The organism is Streptomyces sp. NPDC048504 (assembly GCF_043200035.1).
GTDB lineage: Bacteria > Actinomycetota > Actinomycetes > Streptomycetales > Streptomycetaceae > Streptomyces.
The window spans coordinates 164,634-181,482 of the sequence record NZ_JBICXA010000003.1; the positions used below are offsets into that span (position 1 = coordinate 164,634).

The following is a 16,849-nucleotide window of genomic DNA, read 5'->3' on the forward strand; positions in this document are numbered from 1 at the left end:
GCGCCGCGGGGCCCGTCCGGTGCTACTTGAACTCGGTCATGTCCAGTACGTCGCAGTCGGTGAACGACGGTGGCCTGGTACACAACGCGGCCATCTGCTCGGCCATTTTGCCGGTCTCGGGGTCCTGGCTGTTGCGCATGGCGTCGTCGTACGAGTCGAACTCGATCACGACGAGGACGTGGCCCGGATTGTTCCGGTCCCGCAGGACGAGGCGGTGCGTCGGCCCGCCGGCACGGCCCGCCATCCGCTTGTCCGCCTCCTCGGCCACCGCCTGCATCTCGTCGAAGCGGTCGGTCTCGAAGTCGACGATCTGCACGAACTTCTTCGATACATCCATGGATACCTCCACGCGGCCGTGGCGCTCCCGGACCGGTCGCGCTCGGTATCCAACGAAGCACCGGGAGCGGCGGTCGGCAATTCATCGTGCGGTGCTCCCGGTGATCGTTGTTCCTACGTCGGACGCGGTCAGACGTCGATGCTGTCCTTCGGAGCGCCTTCGGTCTCTGCCTGCGCCGCCTCGGCCGCCGCCTGCTTCTTGTTGGCCATCAGGCTGGTGATCGTGGTGACGATCAGGACCGCGCAGATCACGCCCAGCGAGACCGGGATGGAGATCTCCGGGACATGGACGCCGGACTCGTGCAGTGCGTGCAGCACGAGCTTGACGCCGATGAAGCCGAGGATGACCGACAGGCCGTAGCTGAGGTGGACCAGCTTCTTCAGCAGGCCGCCGATGAGGAAGTACAGCTGCCTGAGGCCCATCAGCGCGAAGGCGTTGGCCGTGAACACGATGTACGGGTCCTGGGTCAGGCCGAAGATCGCGGGGATGGAGTCGAGCGCGAAGAGCACGTCCGTCGTACCGATCGCGAGCATCACGACCAGCATCGGGGTCATGACCCGCTTGCCGTTCTCCCGGATCCACAGCTTGGTGCCGTGGTACCGGTCGGCCACGCCGAAGCGGCGCTCGGCGGCCTTGAGCAGCTTGTTCTCCTCGAACTCCGCTTCCTCCTCGTCGGCGCGGGCCTCCTGGATGAGCTTCCAGGCGGTCCAGATGAGGAAGGCGCCGAAGATGTAGAAGACCCACGCGAAGCTGGCGAGGATGGCCGCGCCGGCCGCGATGAAGATGGCCCGCAGGACCAGGGCTATGAGGACGCCGACGAGCAGCACCCGCTGCTGGTACTGCGAGGGCACGGCGAACTTCGCCATGATCAGGACGAAGACGAAGAGGTTGTCGACGCTCAGCGACTTCTCGGTGATGAAGCCGGCGAAGAACTCCCCGCCGGCCTGGCCGCCCCCGAAGAGGAGCAGGCCGAGTCCGAAGAGTCCGGCGAGGGTGATCCAGACGATCGTCCAGATTCCGGCTTCCTTGATCGACACGTCATGCGGCTTGCGGCCGATGAAGAAGTCGACCGCGATGAGGGCCGCCAGCCCCACGATGGTCAGGACCCACAGGGTCACGGAAACATCCACTACTGCTCCTCCGGCGGTATTAACGGCAAATGGTCAGCGTCGTCGCTACCGGAGGTCTCTTCCACCTTGGACGGGCGCCCAGGGCCGACGCCCCGGGATCTGGCCTGATCCGTATTGACGGGTACGCCGCAGCAGATAGGGAGTACTCCCCTCCGTACGGAAAAGCCTACCCTAACCACCAAGGAAAGGTAAAGCAATTACCAAAGAAAGGATAAATGTGCAGGTGAAGGCCCTTTACCTGAGCTTGGTGCGGGCCGTCGCGACCTCGGTCAGCACCTGCCGCAGCACCTGGCTGCCGGGCGGCACGAGCGAGGGCTCGTACGTCCAGGCATGTCCGACCCAGGGGTCGGCGAGGTGGTCGTCGGGCAGCGGGGTGAGTCGCATCAGCGAACGCCAGAGGGGGTCGAGCAACGGGCCGTAGCCCGCGGCGTCCTCGCGGTCCGCGACCATCATCAGATGGACGCCGACGCTCGGGCCCTCGTCGGCGAGATAGCGCAGCTGGGTCACGGCGCGGTCGTCGAAGCCGTGCGGAAAGTCGTTGACGATCAGCAGTTGTTCGGCCGTGTCGAGGCCGGGCGGCAGCGAGTCGGCGGCACCGCCGCGCACCGCCATCTGCACCAGGTCCACCCGCTGGGTGAGCCGGGTCAGCACGTCCGTCACCCCGGCGGCGCCCACGGCGGGCGGCGCCGCGAGCACGCCGGTGTGCACCAGGGGGACCAACGCCTGCGCCGCCGAACCGGCGGGGTCGATGACGTGCACGGCGAACTCGCCCGCCGGATAGACGGCGAGCAGCCGGGCCGCGTGTGCCACGGCCGTGTCCAGCGCGAGGCGCCGCAGTTCGTGCGAGTCGGTGAACGAGCCGTCGAGGGACTCCGCGCCACCGCTGTCGATCCACAGGCCGCGCTCCAGCGGCAGCCGGACCAGCATCGGGACGCGCAGCTCGGGGCTCTCCGGGAGGTGGAGATCGCCGAGGCGCACGGCCATCGGGATCTCCATCGGAACGCGGTAGCCGTGCCAGACGGGGTTGTCCCAGCCCGCGAACGCCGGCGGAAGCGCGGGTTCGACCACGTCGGACTCGGCGGCCAGCTGGGCGAGGTCCCGGTCCAGGGCCGCCCGTGCCTGGTCGACGAGTTGGGCGTGCTTGACCTGCGCCGCCTCCCGGGCCGCGTCCCCCTGACCACCGATCCGGCTGCGCGGATCGGACAGGGCCTGGTCGAGTTCCTTCTCCCTGCGCGAGTCCGCGAAGTCGACCGCACTGCGGTACGCGGCCATGGTGCGCGCCAGGTCCTCGAACATCCCCCACACCTGGTTGTACAGCCGCTCCTCCATCGACCACCCGGTCGCGTCCCCGGCAACGGGCCGCGCGGGCTGCCCGGGCTGAGCCGGCGCCGCGGTCGGCGCGGGCTGCGGGGGTGCCCCGGTCTGCTGCCGGCGCGGGTGGCTGTAGTCGATCGGGCCACCGGAGGCGGGGGCGGCGGGCTGAGTGGCGGCCGGGTCCGCGGGCGCGGCGGAACCGGGGAATCCGGACTGCGGCGCTACAGCCCCCGGGCTGCCCTGCGTCCCGTACGGAGACGTCGGCTGCGGTGCTACGGCTCCGGGGGCGCCCTGTGTCGCAGGGCCGCTCCCCTCGGGGCCGAGGACCGGTGTGGCCGTCTGGCGGGTGCGGTCGCCGTCCGGGGTGCGCGGTGGGGGTGCGGCCACGGAGCGGGCGAGGCCGTGGGCCACCGCTTCGTTGATGGTGCCCGCGAGGTGGGGGGCCTGGGGCAGGCCCTGGTCGGTGAGGAGTTCGGCGAGGCCGCCCGCGTAGCCCTGGCCGACGGCACGTACTTTCCAGGCACCCTGCCTGCGGTACAACTCCAGGGCCACGACAGCGGATTCGGCGTCCAGGCCGGTGATCGTGTAGCTGGCGACCTCGGTGCCGTCGAGGCCGGTGACCGCGACGAAGGGCGCGGCCAGGGCGCCGAAGCGGGCAGGGCCGTCGGCGCCGAGGGGCAGGGCGAGGAGCACGCTGACGCGGTGCACGGCCTCGGGCATGGCGCCCAGGTCCACCGCAAGGCGGTGGTCGGCGGCCGCCTGCTTGGAGACCTCCAGGCCGGGCAGGGTGGGTGTGCCCGGGTGGGCCACCCACTCGACACCGTGGATCCTGCCGCGCTCGTCGCCGAGCGTGGCGGCGGCCACGACCGGCTGGCCGGCCGCGACCCGGATCTCCAGGCGCACTTGGGAGAGCGGGTGGTTCTGCCCCCGCACCAGCTCGGCTGCCATCGCTCTCGTCCCCCTGCTCAGCCGTGTCGTGTCGTGTGCGCCGGGCCGCCCTACAGGTGCGGCAGGATCGCCGGCATCAGGTCCTGGAAGGTGCGGCCGTTGGTCGGCGTGCCGAGGGCCGTCAGCGTCCAGCCCGAACCGGTGCGGTGCACCTTCGCCATGATCTGGGCGGTGTACTGGCCGCCGCCCGCCAGCGTGTAGCGGGCCAGCTCCTGGCCGTTGGTCTCGTCGACCAGGCGGCAGAACGCGTTCTGCACCTCCTGGAAGGTCTGGCCCGTGAAGGAGTTCACGGTGAAGACGATCTGGTCGATGTGGACCGGCACGCGCGCGAGGTCGACGAGGATCGCCTCGTCGTCCCCACCCTGGCCGACGCCGCCGACGAGGTTGTCGCCGGTGTGGCGCACGGAGCCGTCGTCGCTCACCAGGTGGCGGAAGAACACCACGTCGACGGGCTGCTTGTCGGCGAACAGCACGGCGGACGCGTCGAGGTCGATCTCCCGGGTGCGCGAGCCGAACAGGCCGCGCCGGGGAGCCGCCTGCCAGCCGAGACCCATGCGCACCGCGGTCAGGCCGGACCCGTCGTTCTTCTGCAGACTGATGGCCTGACCCTTGGTCATGTTGACCGTCACGGCTGTTCCCCTCTCGAACTGTCCCCTGTTGCCGCAGAATCCGCGGATGTCCAGAACCCTACGCAGCGCCACTGACAGTGCCGAACCCCGCATCGGACTTTGTGTCGGTCTTGCAACACAGAGCGCATACCCCGAGGTCCGGCGGTCCACCCGGGCGGTCAGGCCAGGCCGCCCTCCTTCATCTGACGCAGTTCCTTCTTCATCTCGTGGACCTCGTCGCGCAGCCGGGCCGCGACCTCGAACTGCAGGTCGGCGGCGGCGGCACGCATGCGTGCCGTCATCTCCTCGATCTGCTCGGCGAGTTCGGCCGCCGGACGGTCGGTCGGCACGGTGTCCTGGGCCTTGCCCTTGGCGGACTTGGCGCTCTTCGCGGCCTTGCCGCCGAGCGCGGGCACGGGGGTCTTGGCGCCCTTGCCGTCCTTGGCCTTGCGGTACCCCGAGCCGAGCAGCTGCTCCGTGTCGACGTCCTCGCGGGCGATCTGCGCGACGATGTCGTTGATCTTCTTGCGGAGCGGCTGGGGGTCGATGCCGCGCTCCGTGTTGTACGCGACCTGCTTCTCCCGGCGGCGGTTGGTCTCCTCGATGGCCTTCTCCATCGCCGGGGTGATCCGGTCGGCGTACATGTGGACCTGGCCGGAGACGTTGCGCGCCGCGCGGCCGATGGTCTGGATCAGGGAGGTGCCGGAGCGCAGGAAGCCCTCCTTGTCGGCGTCCAGGATGGCCACCAGGGACACCTCGGGCAGGTCGAGGCCCTCCCGGAGGAGGTTGATGCCCACCAGGACGTCGAACTCGCCGGAGCGCAGCTCGCGCAGCAGCTCGATGCGGCGCAGGGTGTCGACGTCGCTGTGCAGGTAGCGGACCTGGATGCCGAGTTCCAGGAAGTAGTCCGTGAGGTCCTCGGCCATCTTCTTGGTGAGCGTGGTGACGAGGACCCGCTCGTCCTTCTCGGTGCGCTTGCGGATCTCGTGCACCAGGTCGTCGATCTGACCCTCGGTGGGCTTGACGACGACCTCGGGGTCGATGAGGCCGGTGGGGCGGATGATCTGCTCGACGGCGCCGTCCGCGCGCGAGAGCTCGTACTTGCCCGGGGTCGCCGACAGGTAGACCGTCTGTCCGATGCGCTTCTGGAACTCCTCCCACTTCAGGGGGCGGTTGTCCAGAGCGGAGGGCAGCCGGAAGCCGTGGTCGACGAGGGTGCGCTTGCGGGAGGCGTCGCCCTCGTACATGGCGCCGATCTGCGGGACCGTGTTGTGCGACTCGTCGATGACGAGCAGGAAGTCTTCCGGGAAGTAGTCGATCAGGGTGTTCGGCGCGGAGCCGGGCTCGCGGCCGTCGAAGTGCATCGAGTAGTTCTCGACGCCGGAGCAGGAGCCGATCTGGCGGAGCATCTCCAGGTCGTACGTGGTCCGCATGCGCAGGCGCTGGGCCTCCAGTAGCTTGCCCTGCTTCTCCATCTCGGCCAGCCGCTCGGCGAGTTCCTTCTCGATGTCGTTGACGGCCCGCTCCATGCGCTCGGGGCCGGCGATGTAGTGGGATGCCGGGAAGACGTAGAGGTGCTCGTCCTCGCTGATGATCTCGCCGGTGAGCGGGTGGAGGGTGGAGAGTGCCTCGATCTCGTCGCCGAACATCTCGATGCGGACGGCCAGTTCCTCGTAGACCGGGAAGATCTCGATTGTGTCGCCGCGGACGCGGAAGGTGCCGCGGCTGAAGGCCACGTCGTTGCGCGTGTACTGGATGTCCACGAAGCGGCGCAGCAGCTGGTCGCGGTCGATCTCGTCGCCGACCTTGAGGGGGACCATGCGGTCCACGTACTCCTGCGGAGTACCGAGGCCGTAGATGCAGGAGACGGAGGCGACCACGATGACGTCGCGGCGGGTGAGCAGCGAGTTGGTCGCGGAGTGGCGCAGGCGCTCCACCTCCTCGTTGACCGAGGAGTCCTTCTCGATGTAGGTGTCCGACTGCGGGACGTAGGCCTCGGGCTGGTAGTAGTCGTAGTACGAGACGAAGTACTCGACGGCGTTGTTCGGCAGGAGCTCGCGGAACTCGTTGGCCAGCTGGGCGGCCAGGGTCTTGTTCGGCGCCATCACGAGGGTGGGGCGCTGGAGCTTCTCGATCATCCACGCGGTGGTGGCGGACTTGCCGGTGCCGGTCGCGCCCAGCAGGACGACGTCCTTCTCACCTGCCTCGACGCGTCGGGCCAGCTCGGCGATGGCCGCCGGCTGGTCGCCGCTGGGCTGGTAGGGGCTGACGACCTCGAAGGGCGCCACCGTGCGTTCGATGTGGGAAACGGGCCGCATGGAACCAACCGTACGACCCACCACTGACAACGGGGTCGGATCAGCGGTTCTGCGGGGTGCGGGAGCGGCGGTGCCCGAGCTCGCGGGCGGCGCGGACGGGGGTGCGCCGGGGGTGCGGCACCAGGGCGCCGGCCGGGACGCCGGGCTTGTGCTCGACGGGGGCCTGGGCCGGTTTCCCCATGACCATCAGCGGGTCGAACATCACGACGACGCCGGCCAGGAGGAGGAAGGCGATGGGGCCGATCATCATGGGCGCGAGCAGGGACGCGGCCGACACGCCGTCGGTGGTCGGGGCCGTGCCGTGGACGTGGACGCTGAGGGCGGCCATGCCGGTGTAGTGCATGCCGGTGACGGCGAGCCCCATGACGAGGCTCGCGCCCACACTCCACAGGAACCCGCGGACCTGCCCGGCGGCCCAGAGGGCGCTGATCGCGGCGACGACCGCTATGACGACGGACGCGGAGACAGTGAACGTGTTGTATTCGAGCTTTCCGTTGAGACGCATGCTGGCCATACCCAGGTAGTGCATCGAGGCGATGCCCAGTCCGGTGAGGGTGCCGCCGGTGAAGAGCGCCGTCCCGCGGGCTCCCCGGTAGCCGACGATGAAGATCCCGACGCCCACCATGACGACGGCGACGGCGAGGCTCGCGAAGGTCATCGGTTTGTCGTAGTGGACCGGTGTCTCGCGGACCGAGAACCCCATCATCGCGATGAAGTGCATCGTCCATATGCCGGAACCGATCGCCGCCGATCCGAGGGCGAGCCATCCGGGGCGCCAGGACTGGGCGACGAGCATCGATCTGGTGGTGCAGCGCAGGCCGAGGGCGCCGCCGAGGCACGCCATGAGGTAGGCCACCAGCGGTGTGACGAGTCCGTAGCTGAATCCGTCGACCGTGCCCTGCATGCGCAGTTGCCCTTCCGTCCTGTTCCATTCCGGAATTCCTGAAACGCGCCCAGCCCCAGGACCGCCGGAACGGTCAGGGTCGACGCAGAGAGTATGACCCCCACCGGAATGGTCGAACGATTTTCCGGCAAAGAAACACGGCCTTGCCTCAGTTGTGCGGCACCGGTGAGCGGACTTGGGCAACACCATTCATTCTGTGTCCATCCTGTAACCCCACGGGTAGTGACGTTCCGCTGTCATCCTTGAGCTGTATGTGATCGCTCGATGCGAGGAGTACGCATGCACCTGCGCGCAGTTGCCGCCTCGACCGCGCTCCTGGGGGCCGCCGCCCTTCTGCTCCCCTCCCCCGCCGCCCGGGCCGGCGACGCCGCCCAGTGGCCCACGGTCGTCGCCCATCGAGGTGCTTCCTCCTACGCGCCCGAGAACACCCTGGCCTCCATCGACAAAGCGGCCCGGCTCGGCTTCCAGTGGGTCGAGAACGACGTCCAGCGCACCAAGGACGGCGAGCTCGTCGTCATCCACGACGACAGCCTGAAGCGCACCACCGACGTCCAGAAGGTGTTCCCCCATAGGGCTCCTTGGAAGGTGAAGGACTTCACCGCCGCCGAGATCGCGCGCCTCGACGCGGGAAGCTGGTTCGGTCCCGCGTTCACAGGCACGCGCGTGCCCACGCTCACGCAGTACATGCGCGAGGTGGAGCACAACCATCAGAGCCTCCTCCTGGAGATCAAGAACCCGGAGCTGTACCCCGGCATCGAGCAGCAGACCCTCAAGCTCCTGGGCAACGAGGGGTGGCTGGACGAGGGGCACCTCGACGACCGGCTGATCGTGCAGAGCTTCAGCGCGGACAGCATCCGCGTCGTGCACGATCTGAGGCCCGCCATCAGGACCGCCTTCCTCGGCACGCCCCCCATGTCCGCCCTGCAGGACTACGCCGCGTACACCGACCTGATCAACCCGTCGTACGGCTCGATCTCCATGGGCTACGTCTCCGCCGTGCACGGGCACACGGGCCCGCACGGCCGTCCGATGGAGGTGTACGCCTGGACCGTCGACGACGCGCCGACCGCCTGGAAGGTCGCCGGGTACGGCGTGGACGGGCTCATCACGAACAAGCCGGACGTGGTGCGCTCCGCGCTGAACGGGTTCTGAGGCCGCTCGCGGGGCGTTGTCAGTGCCGGGTCGTACGGTGGGCGCATGGACAGCAATGGGCAGAACGAGCAGCGGGTCGTGTGGACCGTCGTCGGCACCGACATCGGTCCGCTGCTGCTGGCCGCGACACAGGACGGCCTGGTCAACGTCGTCTTCCACGCCACGGACGCGGTGCGCGACAAGACCCTCGACCGGCTGGCGACCCGGCTGGGCACCGAACCGGTCGAGGCGCCCGACTCCCCTTTGCTGGCCGAGACGATACGTCAGATCGAGGCCTACTTCGCCGGTGATCTGCGCGACTTCGAGCTGCCGCTCGACTGGTCCCTGATCTCCGGCTTCAACCGGCAGGTGCTGCGCGAGCTGGCGTCCGGCGTGCGGTACGGCTCGGTGGTCGGGTACGGCGATCTGGCCGGACGGGTCGGGCAGCCGCTCGCGGCCCAGGCGGTGGGGGTGGCGATGGGGTCCAATCCTCTGCCGGTCGTCGTGCCGTGCCATCGGGTCGTCGAGAGCGACGGCGGCATCGGCGGGTTCGGGGGCGGTCTGGAGACGAAGAGGAAGCTGCTGGCGCTGGAGGGGGTGCTGCCCGAGCCGTTGTTCTGAGGGCTCGGGCGCGCAGGGAAATCGGGGGAGGGACGCTGTGCTGGTGAGGACCGGCTTCACATACGCGTGTGGTCGCGGCGGTACGAGGTGCGCGCTGTGACCGCTGCAGAAGAACGAACTGTCGCGGCCGACCGGCTGCCCGCGCTGCGGCGCCGGGTGTCCGGGGTGCTGATCGCGACCCAGATCCTGGGCGGGCTCGGCGTAGCCACCGGGATCGCGCTGGCCGCCGTACTGGCCAAGCAGGTCAGTGGGACCGAGTCGCTGTCCGGGCTGGCGCCCACGGCGACCGTGACGGGGACGGCGGTGCTGTCGATGCCGTTCGCGGCGCTGATGATGGCGCGTGGCCGACGTCCCGGGCTGGTCCTCGGGTATCTGGTCGGGGCGCTGGGAGCCGGGGTCGTGGTGCTCGCGGCGAGCATCGGGAGCTTTCCGCTGCTGCTGTGCGGCATGGCCGGGTTCGGGGCGGCCTCGTCGGCGAACCTGCAGTCCCGGTTCGCGGCCGCCGATCTGGCCGAGCCGGAGCAGCGGGCCCGGGCCATCTCCCATGTCGTGTGGGCTACGACCATAGGGGCGGTCCTCGGTCCGAACATCGCCGCGCCCGCGGGCCGTAGCGTCTCCGGGCTCGGGATACCCGCGGCGGCGGGCCCCTTTCTGTGGGCGGGTGCGATCTTCCTGGTCGCCGCGGTCGTGGTCGCCGTGATGCTGCGGCCCGATCCGTTGCTGACGGCGCGGGCGCTCGCGCCGGACGAGGACCGGTCGCCCGCCGCGCGGTCGCTGCGGGCCGGGTTCGCGGCGGTGGCGGCCTCGCCGCGGGCGCGGCTGGCGCTGGTGACGGTGTCCGTCTCGCACACGGCGATGGTGTCGGTGATGGCGATGACGCCGGTCGAGTTGGGCCAGCACGGGGCGAGCATCGATCTGGTCGGGCTGGTGATCAGCGGGCACATCGCGGGGATGTACGCGTTCTCGCCGCTCATGGGGAGGCTGTCCGACCGGGTCGGGCGGCTGTCCGGGACAGGGCTCGCGGTGGGGCTGCTGGCCTGTGCCGCGTTCCTCGCCGGTACGGCGGGCGGTAGTCATGGGCGGGTCGCGCTGGGGCTGTTCGTGCTGGGCCTGGGGTGGTCGGCGGGGCTAGTCTCCGGCTCGGCGCTGCTCACGGACTCGGTGCCGCAGCCGGCGCGTGCCGCCGCGCAGGGGCTGTCCGACCTCACCATGAACACCTCGGCGGGCATCGGCGGAGCGGTCGCCGGGCTGGTGGTCGCCGAGGCGAGTTACGGCTGGCTGAATCTCACCGCCGCCTGCCTGCTGATACCCCTGGCCGCGCTGGCCCTTCTCACCCGCTCCCGGAAGATCCCGGTTTCCGATGTCCCGCGAAGGGTGGCCGGGAGGCCCGGCCGGTAGCAGACTCCGCCGTGCGCACAGCCACTGGCATCCGGGGGATCGGAGCCGAAGGGACGGCGAACACGCATGAGTGGAAGCGGAAACAGGGCAGTCGCGTATCTCAAGCCGGGAGCGGTGGAAGTCAGGACCATCGAGTACCCGACGCTTGAACTGCAGGACGGGCCGGGAGTCGCCCCCGCCAACGTCGGCCGAAAGGCCCGGCACGGGGTGATCCTGAAGGTGCTCGCCAGCAACATCTGTGGCAGCGACCAGCACATGGTGCGCGGTCGGACGACCGCGCCCGAGGGGCTGGTCCTCGGACACGAGATCACCGGAGAGGTCGTCGAACGGGGTCCGGACGTCGAGTTCGTCGACGTGGGCGACATCGTCTCCGTACCGTTCAACATCGCCTGCGGACGGTGCCGCAACTGCAAGGAACGCAAGACCGGCATCTGCCTGAACGTCAACCCGGCCCGCCCCGGGGCGGCTTACGGCTATGTCGACATGGGCGGCTGGGTCGGCGGTCAGGCCGAGTACGCCATGGTCCCGTACGCGGACTTCAACCTGCTGAAGTTCCCGGACCGGGACGAGGCACGCGAGAAGCTGCTCGATCTGACCATGCTGTCGGACATCTTCCCGACCGGTTTCCACGGCGCGGTCACCGCGGGCGCCGGGGTCGGGTCCACGGTGTACGTCGCCGGGGCGGGTCCGGTCGGTCTGGCGGCAGCCGCGTCCGCACAGCTGCTGGGCGCCGCGGTCGTCATCGTCGGCGACCTGAACGCCGAACGCCTGGGCCAGGCAAGGAGTTTCGGCTGCGAGACCGTCGACGTCTCGCGCGGCGACATCGGGGAGCAGATCGCCGAGATCCTCGGCGAGCCCGAGGTGGACGCCGCGGTCGACGCAGTCGGCTTCGAGGCACGGGCGCACGGCCCGGACGCCCCGGAGGCACCGGCGACGGTCCTCAACTCGCTGATGGGCGTCACGCGCGCGGGCGGTGCCCTGGGCATCCCCGGGCTGTACGTCACCGCCGACCCCGGCGGGGTCGACGAGGACGCGAAGAGCGGCACCCTGAAGGTGCGGCTCGGGCTCGGCTGGGCCAAGAGCCACGCGTTCACGACCGGTCAGTGCCCGGTGATGACGTACCACCGGAGTCTGATGATGGCGATCCTGCACGGGCGCGTGCACATCGCCAAGGCGGTCAACGCGACCCCGATCTCCCTGGAGGACGCACCGCGCGGTTACGCCGAGTTCGACCAGGGCGCCAGCCGCAAGTACGTGCTCGATCCGCACGGGACTCTGGCGGGCGTGAGCCCGGTCTGACACACGGAAAGTGGGGGCCACGCACGCGTGGCCCCCTTTTTCCACGTCGACCGCTGGTGGTGTCTCCCACAGTCCGCGAGGGTTTGACCAGGCCCGGCACCCGCCAGGGATGAGGGAAGACCGAACGACAGGAGGCGCGTGGTGCTGGTGGTGTCCGAGGAAGTACGCGAGGCGATCGACGCGCGTCGACCCGTGGTGGCCCTGGAGTCGACGATCATCGCGCACGGGCTGCCGCGCCCGCGCAATCTGCGGGTGGCGCTGGAGCTGGAGGCGGCGGTACGGCAGGAGGGCGCCGTACCCGCGACGATCGCCGTGCTGGACGGGCGGCCCCATGTCGGCCTGGACAAGGAGCAGTTGGAGCGGGTCGCCAACGAGAACGGCATCCGCAAGCTGGGCCACCGCGACCTGCCGCTCGCGGTGGCGGCCGGGGCCAGCGGAGCGACCACGGTGTCGGCGACGGCGCTGCTGGCCGCACGGGCGGGCATCCGGGTGTTCGCTACCGGGGGGCTCGGCGGGGTGCACCGGGAGTGGACGGTGACACAGGACGAGTCCGCCGACCTGGGACTGCTGGCGTCCACCCGGATCACGGTGGTGTGCGCGGGCGTGAAGTCGATCCTGGACGTGCCGGCGACCCTGCAGCGCCTGGAGACGCTGGGCGTGGCGGTCGCCGGATACGGCACGGACCGCTTCCCCGGCTTCTATCTCTCCGACTCGGGGTATCCGGTGGACTGGACGCTGGAGACCCCCGAGCAGGTCGCGGCCGTGATGCGGGCGCAGGACGCGCTCGACGCCCCGGATTCGACGCTGATCGTCGCCAATCCGGTGCCCGAGGACGAGCAGTTGGATCCCAGGCTGCACGCGCGTGTGCTCGCCGCCGCGCTGCACGCGTGCGAGGCGGAGGGCGTCACCGGGCAGGCGGTCACCCCGTTCCTGCTCGGCTACCTGGTCGAACACACCGACGGTGCCTCACTGACCGCCAACCTGGCGGCCGTGCGCGGCAACGTACGGCTGGCGGGGCGGATCGCGGCGGCCTGGGCCGAGGCGTGACGACGAGGCCGAACGGCGCCCTCCTGGTCGTCGGGGACGTCGTCACGGACGTCGTCGCCCGACACCGGGGGCCGCTCGCCCCGGGTACGGACACCGCCGCCGCGATCCGCACGGTGCCGGGCGGCGCGGGCGCCAACGTGGCCTGCTGGGCGGCCCATTGGGGCTGTACGGACGTACGGCTGCTCGGTCGTGTGGGCACGGACGCGGCGGCATGGCACGAGCGGGAGCTGGTCGCCTCCGGTGTGCGGCCCCGTCTCGTCGTCGATCCGGCGGCACCGACCGGGACCGTGATCTGCCTGGTCGACACGGGGGCGTCGGCCGAGCGGACGTTCCTCACGGACAGCGGCGCGTCCCTGCGGTTCGATCCCGGCGACTGGTCGGACGCGCTGCTCGACGGCGTCGTACGGCTGCATCTGTCGGGCTATCTGCTGTTCTCCGAGCCGAGCCGGGCGCTGGCGGCCGTGGCGCTGGAGTCGGCACGCGCGCGTGGGGTGCCGGTGAGTCTGGATCCGGCGTCGGCGGGGTTCCTCGTGGAGCTGGGCGTGGACCGCTTCCTGGCGCTTGTCGAGGGAGTGGACGTCCTGCTGCCGAGCCGTGACGAGGCGTGCCTGCTCACGGGGTTGCCCGATCCGGCGGACGCGGCGGCCAAGCTGAGCCGCCATGTCCCCCTGGTGGTCACCAAGCAGGGCGCCGAGGGAGCCCTGGTGGCCCACTCAGGCACGGTCCACGCACGCGTACCGGCCGAGCCGGCTGTTCCCAGGGACACCACGGGTGCGGGGGACGCCTTCACGGGGGCGTTCCTCGCGACGCTGCTGGCGGGCGCCGAGCCGGAGGAGGCGGCGCGGGAGGGGTGCCGGGCGGGGGCTCGGGCGGTGGAACGGGTGGGAGGGCGACCACCTGGGCGGGGGTGAGGGGTGCTTGCGTCGGGCGCCGGTCAACTGTGCTGGGCGGAGAGGGAGTTGTACGGGGAGGGCGGTCGCTGGTGCGGGACGGTGACTCCCCAGCATCGAACCCGGCTCCGCCGAATACCCACCACCACCCCTCAACTCCCGCCCCCCGCCTACGCCTTCCGCCCCCACGCCGAGATCATCGGCGCCGTCGCCAGATCCATCGTGCCGGAGGCGACGTTGGCCAGGTGGCGGTCGATCTCCTCGTCCGTGGCCAGGCCCGCGGTGACGAGTTGGTCGCGGATCTGACGGACCGTGGCGGATTCCAGCGCGGCGCAGGCCGGTGAAGTGACCGGGAAGTACGCGTCGGCCTCGACGCGGCGCAGGCCGGCCTCGCGGAGCAGGCGCGGGAGCCGGCGGCCGTAGGAGAGGTCGGCGCCGCGGTCGGCGAGGAGTTTGCGGAAGCCGTGGCGGAGGCGGTTCGCGAGTTGCTGCTCGGGGCCGTGTTCGTCGGGGCAGAGCAGGGGCTGCAGCGCGGGGTCCGCGTCCTCGATCAGGAGGCGGCCGCCGGAGCGCAGGGACTTGATCATCGAGCGCAACGCCCGTTCGCGGTCCGGCACATGGACGAGGACGAGCCTGGCGTGCACGAGGTCGAAGCCCTCCCCGGGCGGTTCCTCGGCGCCGACGTCATGGACGCGCACCTCGACCGGCGGCCGTGCGGCCGAGGCGACCTGCGAGGTGTCGATGTCGGTCGCGACGACCTTTCCGGTCGGGCCGACTTTCTTCGCCAGCCAGGACACCACCGAGGTGCCGCCGACGCCGACCTCCCAGACGCGCCAGCCGGGTCCGACGCCGAACCCCTCCAGGTGCCGGAACGTCGTGGGGTCGAAGAGCGTGGCGAAGGCGTCGAAGCGCTGTCCCGCCTCGGACTGCCGGTTGTCGAGGAGATACCCGTCGGATCGCGTCATGCCGCGATCATCCCAGTTGCTTCGGTTGTCAGGAGGGGGCGACGCTCCGGTTGTCGGGCGGGGCGAAGCTCCGGTCCACGGCACCCTTGCCACGACCGTGCACCGGTTCATCCACAGCCGGGAACAAAGCGGAGGATTCCGTTCCCACAGGCTTACCCACGGCTCACGTCGGCCTGGCAAACTGGCACGCCACGGCGCAGAAATGCGATGCGAGGGGATCCACGCAAGGAGATCCGGATGTCCATGGCAGGGAATCTTCGGAAGGTCACGGGCCTCGGCAGGGTCGGCGGCCTCCGCAAGGTGGCACGGCTGGCCCGGCGGCACCCGCGGGTCGACCTGAGCCACCACGCCCGGTCGCCGCTGGGCTCCTCGGTGGTGAAGTGCGTCACGTATCAGGACGGCGTCCGGGTCCCGGTCGGCGGCGATCTGGTGGACGCCGTCGAGCGGGTGCGCAAGAAGGACGACGGCTTCGTCTGGCTGGGCCTGCACGAGCCGACGAACGAGGAGTTCGCGGGCATCGCCGAGCTCTTCGACCTGCACCCGCTGGCGGTCGAGGACGCGATCGAGGCCCATCAGCGCCCCAAGGTGGAGCGCTACGGCGAGACGCTGTTCGCCGTGTTCAAGACGGTCTGCTACGTCGAGCACGAGAAGCTGACCGCGACGAGCGAGGTCGTGGACACCGGCGAGATCATGGTGTTCGTCGGCGCCGAGTTCGTCATCACCGTGCGGCACGGACGGCACGGCTCACTGGGGCCGCTGCGCGAGGAGTTGGAGTCGAACCCGCGGCAGCTCGCCAAGGGACCGGCCGCGGTGCTGCACGCGATCGCGGACCATGTGGTCGACGACTATCTGAGCGTCACGGACTCGGTGCAAGCGGACATCGACCAGGTGGAGACGGACGTGTTCGCGGAGAACGGCGCGCGGGCGGACCCGGGCCGTATCTACCAACTCAAGCGTGAACTCCTGGAGTTGAAGCGGGCGATCGTCCCCCTCAGCCGCCCGCTGGAGGAACTCGCCACCCGGCCGATGCGGGTGATCGGACCGGAGATACAAGCCTACTTCCGGGACGTCTCCGACCACCTGCTGCGCGCGAAGGAGCAGATAGCGTCCTTCGACGAACTGCTCAACTCGATTCTGCAGGCGCACCTCGCCCAGGTGACGGTCGCGCAGAACGAGGACATGCGGAAGATCACGGCCTGGGCCGCGGTGATCGCCGTACCGACGATGGTGTGCGGTGTGTACGGCATGAACTTCGACCACATGCCGGAGCTGCACTGGCGGTTCGGCTATCCCCTGGTCATCGGCGTGATATTCGTGTCCTGTCTGGCGCTGTACCGGGGCTTCCGGCGCAACGGCTGGCTGTGAACGCCAGCCGCTGAACCGGAAACGGCCCTGCGGCACAACGCCCGGAAACGGTCCGGCAGTTCAGCGCCCGGGACCGCCCGGCGGTTCAGCGCATGCCGCTGCGGGCGTAGACGCTCTCGACCCAGCCGGCGAGCTGTTCCTCCGTCAGATGCTGGGCCAGGTCGGCCTCGCTGATCATGCCGACGAGGCGTTTGTTCTCGATGACGGGAAGCCGGCGGATCTGGTGTCCCTGCATCTCCTGGAGCACCTCGCCGACATCGGCGCCGGAGTCGATCCAGCGGGGGGTGCCCTGGGCCATCTCGCCGGCGGTGATCTTGGCCGGGTCGTGGCCCATGGCCACACAGCCGACGACGATGTCCCGGTCGGTGAGGATGCCGCAGAGCCGTTCGTTCTCGTCGCTGATGGGCAGGGCTCCGACGCCCAGTTCGCGCATCAGCTGGGCGGCGCGGTCCAGGGTCTCATGGGCGGGGATCCACTGGGCGCCCCGGTGCATGATGTCTCCGGCGGTGGTCATGAAGTACCTCCCGGTGCCGGACGGCCGGCGCGGCACAGAACGTTCCGCTAGTCCCGGCGC

Annotated in this window: 15 protein-coding genes; 7 read left to right on the plus strand and 8 right to left on the minus strand. The window is 70.2% G+C overall.

Annotated elements, in window-relative coordinates:
* Positions 1 to 22 precede the first annotated feature (22 nt).
* The 6 genes from ACGFY9_RS08495 to ACGFY9_RS08520 all read right to left on the minus strand — a co-directional run bounded on the left by ACGFY9_RS08495 (position 23) and on the right by ACGFY9_RS08520 (position 7,559).
* Positions 23 to 337 carry a hypothetical protein gene (locus ACGFY9_RS08495; RefSeq protein ID WP_393752985.1) on the minus strand — a complete coding sequence of 105 codons (315 nt, stop codon included), beginning with the start codon at positions 335 to 337 and terminating at the stop codon, positions 23 to 25.
* Between the two features lie 128 nt (positions 338 to 465).
* Positions 466 to 1,467 (minus strand): TerC/Alx family metal homeostasis membrane protein, encoded by a 1,002-nt coding sequence (locus tag ACGFY9_RS08500; protein ID WP_393752986.1) that lies wholly within the window; start codon positions 1,465 to 1,467, stop codon positions 466 to 468.
* Positions 1,468 to 1,701: 234 nt separating this feature from the next.
* Positions 1,702 to 3,729: a TerD family protein gene (locus ACGFY9_RS08505; RefSeq protein WP_393752987.1), complete on the minus strand. Its 2,028-nt coding sequence runs from the start codon at positions 3,727 to 3,729 to the stop codon at positions 1,702 to 1,704.
* Positions 3,730 to 3,779: 50 nt separating this feature from the next.
* Positions 3,780 to 4,358: a TerD family protein gene (locus ACGFY9_RS08510; protein WP_033283094.1), complete on the minus strand. Its 579-nt coding sequence runs from the start codon at positions 4,356 to 4,358 to the stop codon at positions 3,780 to 3,782.
* 158 nt (positions 4,359 to 4,516) lie between these two features.
* Positions 4,517 to 6,655, minus strand: coding sequence for an excinuclease ABC subunit UvrB (gene uvrB, locus ACGFY9_RS08515; RefSeq protein WP_393752988.1), 2,139 nt, complete (start codon positions 6,653 to 6,655; stop codon positions 4,517 to 4,519).
* A gap of 40 nt (positions 6,656 to 6,695) precedes the next feature.
* Positions 6,696 to 7,559: an MHYT domain-containing protein gene (locus ACGFY9_RS08520; RefSeq protein WP_393752989.1), complete on the minus strand. Its 864-nt coding sequence runs from the start codon at positions 7,557 to 7,559 to the stop codon at positions 6,696 to 6,698.
* 279 nt (positions 7,560 to 7,838) lie between these two features.
* Between ACGFY9_RS08520 and ACGFY9_RS08525 the strand changes: the two genes are divergently transcribed.
* From ACGFY9_RS08525 to ACGFY9_RS08550, 6 genes are all read left to right on the plus strand, one after another.
* Complete coding sequence (locus ACGFY9_RS08525; protein WP_393752990.1) at positions 7,839 to 8,711, plus strand: glycerophosphodiester phosphodiesterase; 873 nt, start codon at positions 7,839 to 7,841, stop codon at positions 8,709 to 8,711.
* Between the two features lie 45 nt (positions 8,712 to 8,756).
* Positions 8,757 to 9,311, plus strand: a complete 555-nt coding sequence (locus ACGFY9_RS08530) for a methylated-DNA--[protein]-cysteine S-methyltransferase (protein WP_393752991.1) — start codon at positions 8,757 to 8,759, stop codon at positions 9,309 to 9,311.
* Between the two features lie 96 nt (positions 9,312 to 9,407).
* Positions 9,408 to 10,709 (plus strand): MFS transporter, encoded by a 1,302-nt coding sequence (locus tag ACGFY9_RS08535; protein WP_393752992.1) that lies wholly within the window; start codon positions 9,408 to 9,410, stop codon positions 10,707 to 10,709.
* 66 nt (positions 10,710 to 10,775) lie between these two features.
* Entirely contained in the window at positions 10,776 to 12,008 is a 1,233-nt protein-coding gene (gene fdhA / locus ACGFY9_RS08540; RefSeq protein ID WP_393752993.1) for a formaldehyde dehydrogenase, glutathione-independent, read from the plus strand.
* Between the two features lie 138 nt (positions 12,009 to 12,146).
* The gene (locus tag ACGFY9_RS08545) at positions 12,147 to 13,055 is read left to right on the plus strand and encodes a pseudouridine-5'-phosphate glycosidase (RefSeq protein ID WP_393752994.1); all 909 of its coding nucleotides are present in this window, start codon (positions 12,147 to 12,149) and stop codon (positions 13,053 to 13,055) included.
* Complete coding sequence (locus ACGFY9_RS08550; RefSeq protein ID WP_393752995.1) at positions 13,052 to 13,966, plus strand: carbohydrate kinase family protein; 915 nt, start codon at positions 13,052 to 13,054, stop codon at positions 13,964 to 13,966. Before ACGFY9_RS08545 ends, ACGFY9_RS08550 begins: the two co-directional genes overlap by 4 nt.
* A gap of 149 nt (positions 13,967 to 14,115) precedes the next feature.
* Here the strand turns inward: ACGFY9_RS08550 and ACGFY9_RS08555 are convergent, their stop codons facing one another.
* Complete coding sequence (locus ACGFY9_RS08555) at positions 14,116 to 14,910, minus strand: methyltransferase domain-containing protein (RefSeq protein ID WP_393752996.1); 795 nt, start codon at positions 14,908 to 14,910, stop codon at positions 14,116 to 14,118.
* A gap of 237 nt (positions 14,911 to 15,147) precedes the next feature.
* Between ACGFY9_RS08555 and corA the strand changes: the two genes are divergently transcribed.
* Positions 15,148 to 16,275, plus strand: a complete 1,128-nt coding sequence (corA, locus tag ACGFY9_RS08560; protein WP_393752997.1) for a magnesium/cobalt transporter CorA — start codon at positions 15,148 to 15,150, stop codon at positions 16,273 to 16,275.
* Between the two features lie 85 nt (positions 16,276 to 16,360).
* On the opposite strand, the gene ACGFY9_RS08565 is transcribed toward corA, so the two are convergent.
* A complete protein-coding gene (locus ACGFY9_RS08565; RefSeq protein ID WP_019060469.1) occupies positions 16,361 to 16,789 on the minus strand; it encodes a CBS domain-containing protein in 429 nt (142 codons plus the stop codon).
* Between the last annotated feature and the right edge of the window lie 60 nt (positions 16,790 to 16,849).

What these genes read in the sequence shown, in the direction of transcription:
- ACGFY9_RS08505 (WP_393752987.1), bottom strand. Translation starts at nt 3,729, where the DNA reads ATGGCAGCCGAGCTGGTGCGGGGGCAGAACCACCCGCTCTCCCAAGTG.
- ACGFY9_RS08495 (WP_393752985.1), bottom strand. Translation starts at nt 337, where the DNA reads ATGGATGTATCGAAGAAGTTCGTGCAGATCGTCGACTTCGAGACCGAC.
- corA (WP_393752997.1), top strand. Translation starts at nt 15,148, where the DNA reads ATGTCCATGGCAGGGAATCTTCGGAAGGTCACGGGCCTCGGCAGGGTC.
- ACGFY9_RS08565 (WP_019060469.1), bottom strand. Translation starts at nt 16,789, where the DNA reads ATGACCACCGCCGGAGACATCATGCACCGGGGCGCCCAGTGGATCCCC.
- uvrB (WP_393752988.1), bottom strand. Translation starts at nt 6,655, where the DNA reads ATGCGGCCCGTTTCCCACATCGAACGCACGGTGGCGCCCTTCGAGGTC.
- ACGFY9_RS08555 (WP_393752996.1), bottom strand. Translation starts at nt 14,910, where the DNA reads ATGACGCGATCCGACGGGTATCTCCTCGACAACCGGCAGTCCGAGGCG.
- ACGFY9_RS08525 (WP_393752990.1), top strand. Translation starts at nt 7,839, where the DNA reads ATGCACCTGCGCGCAGTTGCCGCCTCGACCGCGCTCCTGGGGGCCGCC.
- ACGFY9_RS08520 (WP_393752989.1), bottom strand. Translation starts at nt 7,559, where the DNA reads ATGCAGGGCACGGTCGACGGATTCAGCTACGGACTCGTCACACCGCTG.
- ACGFY9_RS08530 (WP_393752991.1), top strand. Translation starts at nt 8,757, where the DNA reads ATGGACAGCAATGGGCAGAACGAGCAGCGGGTCGTGTGGACCGTCGTC.
- fdhA (WP_393752993.1), top strand. Translation starts at nt 10,776, where the DNA reads ATGAGTGGAAGCGGAAACAGGGCAGTCGCGTATCTCAAGCCGGGAGCG.